The 11744-nt window shown below is 38.5% G+C and carries 10 protein-coding genes, 1 tRNA gene and 2 pseudogenes; 5 read left to right on the top strand and 8 right to left on the bottom strand.

Going from position 1 to position 11744, the window contains the following annotated elements; translation table 11 throughout:
- Nucleotides 1–540 precede the first annotated feature (540 nt).
- Nucleotides 541–846: a hypothetical protein gene (locus ACX27_RS29185; RefSeq protein ID WP_062297671.1), complete on the bottom strand. Its 306-nt coding sequence runs from the start codon at nucleotides 844–846 to the stop codon at nucleotides 541–543.
- Between the two features lie 599 nt (nucleotides 847–1445).
- On the opposite strand from ACX27_RS29185, the gene ACX27_RS29180 reads away from it, so the two are divergent.
- From ACX27_RS29180 to ACX27_RS32660, 3 genes and pseudogenes are all read left to right on the top strand, one after another.
- Entirely contained in the window at nucleotides 1446–2093 is a 648-nt protein-coding gene (locus tag ACX27_RS29180; protein WP_062297669.1) for a sigma-70 family RNA polymerase sigma factor, read from the top strand.
- A 196-nt stretch (nucleotides 2094–2289) separates the two neighbouring features.
- Nucleotides 2290–2952: a hypothetical protein gene (locus ACX27_RS29175; RefSeq protein ID WP_235526420.1), complete on the top strand. Its 663-nt coding sequence runs from the start codon at nucleotides 2290–2292 to the stop codon at nucleotides 2950–2952.
- Between the two features lie 73 nt (nucleotides 2953–3025).
- Nucleotides 3026–3211, top strand: a pseudogene (locus ACX27_RS32660) (IS1634 family transposase); the annotation flags it as partial.
- A 63-nt stretch (nucleotides 3212–3274) separates the two neighbouring features.
- Here the strand turns inward: ACX27_RS32660 and ACX27_RS29170 are convergent.
- Both ACX27_RS29170 and ACX27_RS29165 read right to left on the bottom strand, forming a co-directional pair.
- Nucleotides 3275–4129 carry a HEAT repeat domain-containing protein gene (locus tag ACX27_RS29170; RefSeq protein WP_062297665.1) on the bottom strand — a complete coding sequence of 285 codons (855 nt, stop codon included), beginning with the start codon at nucleotides 4127–4129 and terminating at the stop codon, nucleotides 3275–3277.
- Nucleotides 4098–5105, bottom strand: coding sequence for a HEAT repeat domain-containing protein (locus ACX27_RS29165; protein WP_144427560.1), 1008 nt, complete (start codon nucleotides 5103–5105; stop codon nucleotides 4098–4100). The genes ACX27_RS29170 and ACX27_RS29165 overlap by 32 nt, the downstream gene beginning before the upstream one ends.
- A gap of 419 nt (nucleotides 5106–5524) precedes the next feature.
- On the opposite strand from ACX27_RS29165, the gene ACX27_RS29160 reads away from it, so the two are divergent.
- On the top strand, nucleotides 5525–6844 hold the full coding sequence (locus ACX27_RS29160; RefSeq protein ID WP_062297661.1) for a D-alanyl-D-alanine carboxypeptidase: 1320 nt from the start codon (nucleotides 5525–5527) through the stop codon (nucleotides 6842–6844).
- A gap of 247 nt (nucleotides 6845–7091) precedes the next feature.
- On the opposite strand, the gene ACX27_RS29155 is transcribed toward ACX27_RS29160, so the two are convergent.
- The 5 genes and pseudogenes from ACX27_RS29155 to ACX27_RS29135 form a co-directional block, all read right to left on the bottom strand.
- The gene (locus ACX27_RS29155; RefSeq protein WP_144427559.1) at nucleotides 7092–7874 is read right to left on the bottom strand and encodes a hypothetical protein; all 783 of its coding nucleotides are present in this window, start codon (nucleotides 7872–7874) and stop codon (nucleotides 7092–7094) included.
- Nucleotides 7858–8841: an eCIS core domain-containing protein gene (locus ACX27_RS29150; protein WP_062297658.1), complete on the bottom strand. Its 984-nt coding sequence runs from the start codon at nucleotides 8839–8841 to the stop codon at nucleotides 7858–7860. Before ACX27_RS29150 ends, ACX27_RS29155 begins: the two co-directional genes overlap by 17 nt.
- A 305-nt stretch (nucleotides 8842–9146) precedes the next feature.
- A tRNA-Leu gene (locus ACX27_RS29145) sits at nucleotides 9147–9230 on the bottom strand.
- Nucleotides 9231–9290: 60 nt separating this feature from the next.
- Complete coding sequence (locus ACX27_RS29140; protein WP_062297656.1) at nucleotides 9291–10391, bottom strand: alpha-hydroxy acid oxidase; 1101 nt, start codon at nucleotides 10389–10391, stop codon at nucleotides 9291–9293.
- Between the two features lie 334 nt (nucleotides 10392–10725).
- Nucleotides 10726–11030: pseudogene (locus ACX27_RS29135) on the bottom strand (small RNA NsiR4-regulated ssr1528 family protein).
- Between the two features lie 248 nt (nucleotides 11031–11278).
- On the opposite strand from ACX27_RS29135, the gene ACX27_RS29130 reads away from it, so the two are divergent.
- Entirely contained in the window at nucleotides 11279–11650 is a 372-nt protein-coding gene (locus tag ACX27_RS29130) for a hypothetical protein (protein WP_062297654.1), read from the top strand.
- Nucleotides 11651–11744: the final 94 nt, after the last annotated feature.

Below are 11744 nucleotides of genomic sequence, written 5' to 3'. Positions count from 1 at the left end.
AGTAGCATCCATGTAATAACTTATGCTAAAGCCAAAAAATTAGACTAGAGCAAGCACTACATTACGTTAAGCATTGGCTAAGTTTTGTACTTTTAGCTAAAGTCGAATCATCAGCACGTATGTTTTTGTACGATTGCTACTAAAAGTCCAATAACTAATAAATAAATCTATTGTAGATTGACCTTGAACTTGTTATTGTATTGATATTATTATCATGATAATTGACTGAGCCTGCACCTCCACCATCAAATCTCACACTACTGTCAACAGAATTGATATAAGTCCTATCAGTAGCGTTCGTTATGCGAAATCCATAGGTGTAAGTACCCCCTAATATAGTTTCTGCTTGTTCTATATTTAGATTGTAGATAAATCCCTTAGTAGGATTGTTATCTAATATGGAAATTACGAGTTTAGTCATGATTTTATTTCCTAAACAGTAAGGCGAATTGACTTATAATTTCTTGAATCTCCGAACTATTTTCTCAGAGAAAACAGTCCTGTTTTAGTTTTCAACAAGTGCTACTAAAAGACTAATAACTAATAAATGTATATTGACCTTGAACTGGTTCTTGCATTGATATTATTATCATGAGAATTGATTGAACCTATACCTCCACCGTCATATCTAGTGCTACGGTCAGCAGCATTAATATACGTCCTATCAGTAGTATTCATTATGTCAAATCCATAGGGATAACCACTTCCCAATATAGTTTCTGCTTGTTCTATATTTAGATTTTGGATAAAATTTTCTATGGGATAGGAATGTAAGACAGAAATTATTATTTTAGCCATGATTTTGGTTCCTACAAAACAAGTAGCTTGATTTTTAATTTGTTGCATTACTGAAATGTTTCCCTTGAATATTATATTTAAAATTTTATGTTGCCAACATAAATATTGCTAAATTTATAGGACATAAATTATTTTTTGTGTCTTTAAAAATAACATTCATGCTAGTATTTTTTTCCAATATACATTAGACAAAAATAAACACAAATTTTTATATATAGGTTATCTGTCAAAATATCATAGACTAAATTCTTTAAGTTTTGTCCTATTCAATGTTTTTTGGTTTTTAAGTAACTGTTAATTCAATAATTAATAATTTAGTTGTAACCAAGTTTTTAAAATGTTTCATTCTAATAAATAGCATTTTTTATCTTTTTTTTATGTCTTGGCTAAAAAACAAGAGCAATAATACCTGTATTATTGTCTACTTTCCTGAGTTAATCGAGTTGTGGTTTTGTTTATTCTGATTAATATTTATTCTAGAAAGCTAAATTTCTATTAAAGCAATTTAGCTTTTCAAAATAAAACACAACTAATTAAATTTTAAAAATAATAGGTAACACATAGCCTAGAGACTTCTCATCATATAGTTAGTGTGTTTTAAAGTGTAAAAGCATTTGAGCTAGAAAATTAATTTTGCTTAATAACTTATGCTATTAGAACAGGAATCACTGTCTTCTTATGAAGAAACTCTGATCAGATTGGACTACCGTCAGAGATTAGAAAAGATTGCCCGTAAATACACTAGGGGAACAGGTTTATCTTGGGAAGATGCTTATCAAATCGCTTATTTAAAAGTCTTTGTAGCTTTTCAAGCAGGAAAGTTTCGGCAAGGGAGTAGAGAACAGTTTTATTACTGGGCTATTGCTGTAGCTAGATGTGTAATTATTGATTTTGTTCGTAAAGAAAGTCTAAGGAAATGTCAGAGTTTGGACGATAATATCCCAGGAACAGATATATCTCTATTAGACACAATTCCTGATGAATTTAGCAGCTTGGATGCAATAGAACGTGCAGATTTAATTGTGAAAACACTAGAGTCTATTTACCAACTTGATAAATCCTATCACCACCGAAATTATCTTAAATTATGGCAAGGAAAAGTTGATGGTAAAACTCAAGCTCAAATTGCTGTTGAATTAGGGATTAGCCAGGGTGAAGTCTCCAAGCGATGGCAAGAACTCTTAGGACGTATTGCTGAGTTATTAGGATTATTAGAACTTCAAGAGATGAAAGATAATTTGCAAAAAATTCGTCAGAAAAAGACGGCATATAATCGCTCAACAAAGCAATGGTAAGTCAGGATAATATTAATTTACAGCCTGATTATCAAAATTAAGACACTCATCATAATTGACAAATTTCAATTGTTAATTAATAACTAATATATGGATTAAATACCATCATGTGTTGATTTTTTGCTTATCAATTTTCATTGTAAAAAATAAATATATGCTTGTAAATTTAGGCAGATTCATTTTTGTTGATCGGAAGATGTATAATACTTTAATGCCGCAACCCGGAGAAATTTGGAAAGTTAATTACTTAGTAAGAAGTCCTATAAATTTCGCAAGCCAAGAGCAACAGATTTTGTACTCTTCCTTAGCACGAAGTTTTTTAGCAGGCAACTCACAACCGCGCTATGTAATGATTGTCAAAGAACCTGAAATATTGGAAAAAATAGAGGAGAATTGGTTGATCATTTATGTGATGCTGCTATCCGTGGAAACAGATTTTATTAGTAATAGAGATTTGCGGATTCCTGCCGAAATATCAGGGTTAGACCAAGATGTATTGGCAGAGACTTGGCATATTATTCCTGCTCTAGCTTGTAATTTATTACAGCCCGTTGGTAAACGACTCTCTCGCCAAATTTATGACTATTTACTCACAGTCAGAGACTATTATCATGGGTTAGTTTCTCACCTGCCAGCAATAACAGAAATTCAGCACTTAGGGTTAACACATGATAATTTATGCTCGACAAACAACTCAAAAATTCAGGATTTTCATAAAGCAGAACAAGCCTGGAGTGATGTATTAACAGTGCCAGTGGCAGCTTATTATACTTACTTGAAAGGTATAAACTTTACAAATGCAATATTAAATGAAGTATTGCAATTAGAAAAAGACTTGTACCATGAAATTAGCGATTAAAAAAGTGATGTTTCAATAGTTTCAAGCAATTTCGTCAGATTGCTACAGAGCCAGTTTTCATCATAACAGGCCACTTTTCATTGTTCTCATGTTTGTGCAACGTGATGACCAAGTTATAGATCTGACTAATTTACTAAGTTTAGCTTTCCGACTGCTGACAATCATCGAGTTTGTTGTCCGACGACATCTGATTTTACAAGGCAACTCTCTTGCTGGACTCTATCCCGATAATCTGAAAAAACTCACTGCTCAACCTACTGTATAAGTTAAGTTCGAGCTGATTTAAAATTGGTGTAAGTTATTCATATTTCATGATTTTTAGTTACGAACTTTTATTTAGTGCTTGTTGAACGATTTTACGAACAACGGAGTTTTCGTCTGCTAAACATTGATTCAGTGCTTCCACGGCTCGGAGATTTCCTAAATTACCTAAAGCCAAGGCTGCTGCACCACGCACACGAAAATCTTCATCTTTGAGAATTGCAATTAAAGCATCTACAATCCTAGAATCATCAATTTTTGCTAAAGCTTGAACAGCAGCTAAACGTAAATCTGCATTTGCATCTTGCAAAATTCTGATTAGAGGTTCAACGGCTTTAGTTTCTCTTCTTGTTCCAAGGAACGAGATACTCATTCGACGTAGCCAGTTATCTTCACTTGCTAGTACTAAAATCAACAAATCAACTATTTGCGGATTGACAATCTTAGCGATCGCTGAAATTATGTTCATTTGGATGCGACTTTCAGAATCTTGCAGCAACTGGGCTAAGATGGCGATCAAATCAGGATATTGATGGGTAAGGAGTGTTTCGATAACTTGGTGAGTCGCTTGCTCGGAGCGTAGCCAATCTCTATTGATGGCTTGTAATAAACCTTCTCTATCTCTGAGAAATTCCACCAAAATATCTGTAGTTCTAGAATCATCAATGAGCCGTAAAGCATGAACCACAGCTAATTTGACATGAGGAAAACTAGAAACATCTATGAGAAAACTACCATTGCTGCGAAACACTGCAATCAGAGGTTCTATAGCTCTGACATCGCCAAACTTTCCTAATGCTGAGGCGATCGCACGACAAGCAGTAGAATGATTTTGATAACTCAATACTTCAATTAACGGTTCAATCGCTTGAGTATCGCCAAATTCAGCCAGCGCCCATGCTGCGTCGGCTCGCACAAAAAAAATCTGAGTCTTGCAAACACTGAATTAACGTTTCAACAGCTCGACTATCTCCCAACTTTACCAATGATTCAATTGCATTGGTTCTGACTTTACTAGAGGGATGGCTTAAAACTTGTAACAGTGGCTCAACTGCTCGAATATCTCCTAATTCACCTAACTTTTTTGCCGCCAGAGCATGGCCAGCATTGTCATAGAGTATATTTTGTAAACCAATTACTAACGGTTCCGCACCAACTTGATTAGCTAAACCCAAATTCGCTAAATTATCTAACGTATTAGCTGCCATTGCTTGTAATATACCAGCATCAGGACTCAATGGCGCAGCTTGCAAAGCCTGGATTAATTCTTCTAGCGCATTCGGATGAGACAAATCAACTTCACTAGCAACTGTTGGCGGCTTAGGATTGTATGAGTCATTCGTAGTCGATTTTTCTCTGCCCCGATAGTTATACTTACGTTGAATTTCTGCAACTTTTTGTTCGTCTGCCTCTATGTATCCTTCATCATCAAAATAATAAGCACCAGTTTCGTAACACTCTGCTGTCGCCAGCATTAAATCTGTTAAACTATCCCAGCGAATTTCTTCAATACAACCCTCTGGATCGATATACCAAACAGGGGCAGAATCTTCTCCTGTAACAACAGCGTACCTATAATCACCATTAAAATCTAATATTGGTAGCCAATGCGGATTCCAATCAAAGCCCCAATTTAAAAAGTCTGCGTACCATTTCAACGCCTCTTGCAAAGAGAAAAAATTGTCAAATTTAGGAACTATATAGCCATATTGGCAACCATTATGCCACCCGTAAAACTCGTATAATTCTTCTGGCAAGCGATAAGGAAAATTTTCAACAATTGCGTCTATTTCTTGGCGAGTTAATCCAGGCGCTAAACTCAAAGCAAATTCAGGTTGATGACTCACTAACCAAGTCTCGATTCTATCCAGTGCATCTGTTAAAAGAGACATAAAAATTCCAATGATTGTATCTTTATAATTCCCCAATTCACAAGACTAAAAACTTGCATAAGATAAACTAATTAGGCCAATTTTATTAGTAAAGTTTTACGATTAAATTCTTTAAGTATTGCTATAAATATTAGTATTTGCTATCCATAGCAATCCTCAATGATTAATAAACATCTCTCCCTTATCGTCCTTGTCTACCTTGTCTCTTTTACTCATATATCAAATAGAAACGCTATACCTTAGAAATCAAAACAGTCTAACAATTGTCAAGTCAAATAAGTAACAAATAAAAATTTCTTCTACCGACTACCCGATTAGGAATAGACCAGTTATGATTACCCAATGCTGATGAGCATAAAAAAGTTTGTATATTAGCAAAGTAAATCACAAATCACATCGTAGAATTTGGGGAGTAAGAAATGCTGGAATTATTAAGTTCGGGTTTGGTTTCTCTGTGGCTGGAAATGGCTGGGGTGGAAATTAAGCCTTCTGATGCTTTAGAAGCATTAGCTGGGCAAGCAAACCCTGGCTTGCTTCTGGCTTCTGATCCCAACCCCACCGGCGTAAATACCGTCCAGCAATACTTACAAGGACTAGTTAAATCTAAATTAGTTGCCCAAAATTTAGCCGAAAGCCAAGGAGTTTGGTTACAGTCTGGGCCAATACTCATGGCTAATCATCAAGGTACAACACCTTTACCGGCTGCTTCGTTAACTAAAATTGCCACTTCCTTAGTTTCTTTGAAAACTTGGGGGCCAGACCATCAATTTGAAACGTTAATTGGGACTACTGGGCCTGTAGTCAATGGTGTAGTACAAGGTGATTTGGTCATTGCTGGTGGTGGCGACCCGATGTTTGTGTGGGAAGAAGCGATCGCCCTGGGCAATACACTCAATAAAATGGGCATTAAGCAAGTCAAAGGGAACTTGCTAATTACAGGCAATTTCGCCATGAATTTCCAGCGTCACCCCCTACTGGCTGGTCAGATGGTGAAGCAAGCCCTAAACCATAAAACTTGGACTCGTCCAGCTAATTACATCTACTCCATCATGCCCAAAGGCACACCCAAACCGGAAGTTGTGATTACAGGTACTATCAAAGCTACCCCTCAACCACCACAACAAGCCTTGCTAGTGCGTCACAAATCTTTGCCCTTGCGCCAATTGCTGAAGGAAATGAACGTTTACAGCAATAACGAAATGGCAGAGATGCTGGCAGAATCAGTAGGCGGTGCAAGTGTAGTGCAATCAACAGCAGCTTATCTAGCGCGAGTACCTGAGTCAGAAATTCAATTAATCAATGGTTCTGGACTCGGCCCAGAAAATCGCATTTCTCCCAGGGCTGTTTGTGCGATGTTAATGGCAATTCAACAGCAAGCAGCAGCACATAATCTGAATTTAGCAGATTTGTTTCCCATGTCTGGATTTGATCATCGTGGCACAGTACACAGCAGACACATGCCAGTCGGGACTGTGATGAAAACTGGTACTCTCCGTGATGTAAGTTCTTTAGCTGGTGTTATGCCTACACGCGATCGCGGTTTAGTTTGGTTTGCTATCCTCAACCGTGGCCCCTTCGTCTCAAATTACCGCATAGAACAAGATAAGTTCTTGCAAAGTCTCGTTAAACAATTAGCAGTAGCCCCCGCAGTCCCTACAGCAATTACTCCCCACTCACCCGCTAACTCTTTACCAGAACTAGGCGCTACTAGCCGCAACGAAATTTTGTATAGAGGTTAGTAAAAAACCGTAGAGCATCTTTTTTGGTGAATTATTTGTGAGCTAAAATTTGCTCTACGGGTAAATCTTCAGTTAATTTTATTGAGTATGGGTGCGATCTCTACCCTGCAATAATTCTAGTTGTTGACTTGAACGAAAAAACTATAACGAAAATTAAGGATTTGGTCAAAGGTATGGGTGTAGGGGTGCAGGTATCACAAACTCTTACACCCTAATTAGGAGCGAACGCTTCTAATTCAATACCCTTCTATTGATTTTGAGCAGTATCAGCCCATGCGAGAAGTTTCCTACCATAAAGATATTTTTTATACCAATTTTCTTCCTTCTTGATTGCTGACTTAAGATTTGTCAATTTTTGTTGCTGTGCATTGTCATTAACTTCTGTCTCTTTTTCCCAATACAATGCTTTGTCAAGGACTTGCTTGATTACTTCTTCCATCGGATCGTGTACACCAGATGAGTACCCACCTTCTTGTTTTAGCTCAGTCCATTTATTATGGCCACCTTTCATCTTTGGCAAAGCATTAGCTTGTTGGATAAGTCCATCTAAATTTTTGTTTCCTTCTGCACGATGAATTTCGTCAACACCTTCGCTAACTCTGACAATATCATCTTTTTTGGAACTACCTCCGATTCTGATCTGCTGTAGATTGCTGGCAAACTTGAGAGCTACATTTTTCTGATTAAGATAGTCAACAACCTTTTCGGGAGTATGTGCTAAGTTCCCATTATTTTTAATACCAGCAGAAGCTATATAAGCATTAATTGTGCCAACAATACCGTTAATCTGGGTATTCATGTCCTCAATCATGCCATCGATCACCTTCTTAATGTCATTTTCCCCATCTATGTGTGTGAGAGCGTAAATAATTTCGCCATTCTCGTTACTAGCAGACATCGCCAAGGCGGTACAAGTTGCGGCTCCTGTTGTTACTAACCCATTGATTTGATTGAAGCTTTTTGTGACATGATAATAGCTTTGAGGCACAATTATATCATTAGCCATTACTTCTTTATTTTGTTGACCCAAAAAAATTTTCCGCATTGAGGGCTATTGTATAGTCTTTCGCAAAATCTGCTTTAGAAGTAACTTGTTTATATGCGTCATAAGCTTCATTTGTATTTGCTTCATTACTGCCGTATCCTTTAACTTTTGCCGTCCTAGCAAGAGCAGTTTTGATAAAATTCCACCTCTTTATATTTTTATTTTTAAACTCAGTTTCTTCCTCATCTGTAATTTTTTGAATGTGCTTTTCGGCTCTGCCAAGAGATACTATTTCTCTATCTTCTGATTTTTGGACTTTTCCTGAGCCAGTTTGTTGCACTACATGGGTTAATTCATGGGCGATTAATTCCTGCCCACCTCTACTTCCAGGATCATAAGTTCCCTGACGAAAGAAAATATCTTGACCTGTGGTAAATGCTTTCGCCTGAATTGATTTATTCATCTGGTCAGACTGAGCATCTGTATGAATTTTCACGCCACTGAAATTAGCCCCAAATGCTTGTTCCATTGGTGCTTTGATAGTCTCTGCAAGCGGCTGTCCACTACCTTGCATTCGTTGGATAGAGGCTTCTAAATCTGATGTTGCACTCTTTTCATCTATATTTGATAGCCGTTGTATGAAAGATTTTTTTCTGATTTCTTCTTCTGGTTGTGGCTGTGGCTGTACTGGTGGAGTTTCTGAAGAATTGATTCTTTGTACTACATCTTTTGCTAGTTTGTCAGCTTCTTGTTCATATTTATCCCCAGGTTCACCAATGCTAAGTTTCATCTGGATTCTTGGTGGTGGCGGTGGTTGATAGCCAGGGGGAAAAATTGGAATATTGGCAAGGTTGTTGATAGGTGTTGTTGGTGATTTCGCTTGTAAATCTGCTGGTGTTTGTTCTGCTTCTTCGGTTTGGGGTTGGATGACAAAGCGACGGGGTGCAAATTGATTTGTTGGTGCATCATGATTTGTAGATGATTGACCTTTACTGGTTTGTCGCTTATACATTTTTCCTCTCCAGAGATTTTTCGCCAACGCAAAATCCACCGTGTTTTTGCGGCAGAAAGTTTGTCAAAATTTGGCACTATCTTACTGAAGAAAAATAGCGATCGCCAAAATCGATACTATTGTTTATATAGAAATTTGATTTGATTTCCGAATTTAATTGTGTAAGCAGGGAGCAGGGGAAAAATAACGATATCTTCTCTCGGAAATTGGATAATTTATTCTCTGGAAGTCACTTAATTTTGTTACCGATGACAAATAATATGTCAACGCACATACAAAATTAGGGGCGATACATACTTTAACGATGGGCAGGAGGAGAATCGAACTCCTATGACCGCAAGGTCGCCACATTTTGAGTGTGGTGCGTCTACCAGTTTCGCCACCCGCCCTTGGGTGCAACTTTCCTAATATAACATATCTATTAACGCTGGTGCAACTAATTTTGCGGGTTAGTGTTTGAAAGTCACTAAACTAGGGTCAATATCTTGTATGGATGTGCAGCCACTCAAAGCCATCGCTATACTTAATTCATCTTGTAGCAGGGAGATGATATGGGATACACCAACTTGTCCTGCTACGGCTAATCCCCAGAGTACGGGGCGACCGATAAGAACTGCTTTTGCACCTAAAGCCAAGGCTTTGAGAATGTCTGTACCACGACGAATCCCACCATCTACTAGCACTTCGGCTTGATTATCCACAGCAGCAACTATTTCCGCCAGTGCATCTAAAGAGGCGATCGCACCATCAAGTTGTCTGCCACCATGATTAGAAACTACAATTGCTTTGGCTCCATGCTCAACTGCTCGCACAGCATCATCAGCGCGTAAAATACCTTTGAGTACTAAAGGTAGTGGCGATAACGACTGTAACCATTCCAAGTCATGCCAAGTTACAGCCGGGTTTAATTGCTGGGCAAAATAAGTAAATAACCCAGATTCTGCTGATTCTTGGGGAATATTCAACCCTGAGATATTAGTAATGTTCGCTAATTGCAATCCAGGGGGTAAGCTAAAGGTGTTCCGCACATCTCGCTCTCGTCGTCCCAAAATTGGCGCATCCACAGTTACACAAAGGGCTTGATACCCGGCGGCGTAAGCTCTTTCTACTAAATTTCGTGTTAAGCCCCGGTCTTTATGGATATACAGTTGGAACCATTGCAAAGCATTATGTTTGTAACCTACCGCAGCAACTTCTTCTAGGTTTTTGGTAGCCATTGTACTCAACACCATACCTACGCCTGCGGTAGCTGCGGCTAAGGCTGTGGCTAATTCTCCCTGGGGATGAGCTAGACACTGAAACGCCATTGGTGCGATTAACAAGGGTAGTTGTAGAGATTGTCCTAAAATAGAGGTGCTTAAATTGCGATCGCTCACATCTACCAACATCCGAGGACGCAATTTTACTCTTTCAAAAGCAGCACGGTTATCTCGTAATGTAATTTCATCCCAAGCACCACTACTGTAATAATCAAAAGCCATCTGCGAGAGATGCTGTTTGGCTAATTGTTCATATTCCCAGAGGTTAATAGGCAAAGAGACATCTGTCATGATGGGGAATGTATAGCAGGAGGCAGGAGGCAGAAGGCAGGAGATAAAATAATTCCTATTGCTAGTTTTTCCCCTTACACAATGTCCTAATATTTTTGACTACAGCCATAGCTGTAGTTCTTGATTATTTTATGACTAATACTAAGTAAATCGGCAGGGAAAAACAAAACCAAGTTAATAAAGGTAAATAAGGCTACCATTCTCTTTCCTTCTGCCTCAACCGCGTAGCGGTAAGTCAAAAGGCAAAAGTAAAAAGGCAAAAATGAAGAATACTTTTGACTTCTCCGGCTTTGCCGGAGTGCCTCCTGCCTTTCTAGTCTTAGGGGTTTATTGATCATTTACCGCCGTAGAAAAAGGCGATTTCTTTTTCCTTCAAGGGCGCAAAACCCGCATCGATGAGTTTTTGGTCAAGTTCTGCTTGAGGAATGTGTTTTGCACCAATCTCACAATCCGCGATCGCATGGTATTAGAAACACCACTGCGCTGTCTATTTGCTTCTAACGCCATAACTTGGTTATAAAGGTCTAGCTTGGCACTAGGAATGGCAGTTCCATCAAAATCTATCCCTTTGGCGATCGCTTCATCAATCGCATCTGCACCTTTGGTTGTGGAATTTACTTGATTAGTTTCAGCAGTCATGGCTATTTGCTCTTTCTTTCCTCTGGGTAGATTTTACCAGTCTTGGGATCTTGATTGAACCGCAAAGTGACGCTGAGGTCAACGCAAAGAAGCGCAGAATGATAATAAGTTATGCTCAGAAACAAAATTCCTACTTCCCACTTCCTTGACTCAAAGCCAGCATGAGTAAGCGAACGCACATAGACTCTTGGCATTTTGGGAAATTTTGGATTAACCTCGAACCATCGGTATAGGAATTAGGTGAGGCTATGTCTGAGGCTCACATCTCTCAAAACAACGATCGCACCCTCGAAAAAGCACTAACTAACAGGATTATTGACGACTATTTTGATAATTCTGAAAGTTGGCTGAGAGCGATTTTGCGTATGTGTATATTCTCGTTAGCTCACTTGAATAAAAAACCAGTATTTATTGTGGAATGCCCCAATCAAGCTGTAGCTAAACGTTTAAGTCGCAAAACATATCCGTTCCGGGGGCTAGTTTATTATTTAACCGATAATTTATACAGTGGCGATCGCACTTTGTTTTGTTATCAGGATACCAAGGACGGTACTTGGCATTGTTTTGATACTAGTACCAATTCTTGGAGAAATTTGCATAACTTGCGATCGCGCAGTTGAAGTCTTCTACCTTGTCCCCCTTGCCTCATAATCCCTTGTCATTGGTCACTAGCACCATACCCAGGGCGAATGACCATTGACAAAGGACTCAACG

Origin of the sequence: Nostoc piscinale CENA21 (genome assembly GCF_001298445.1) — a bacterium.
In the GTDB taxonomy this organism is placed as follows: Bacteria; Cyanobacteriota; Cyanobacteriia; order Cyanobacteriales; family Nostocaceae; genus Nostoc_B; species Nostoc_B piscinale_A.
The sequence above is the reverse complement of the archived record's forward strand: the minus strand, read 5'-3'. Positions and strand labels throughout refer to the sequence as shown.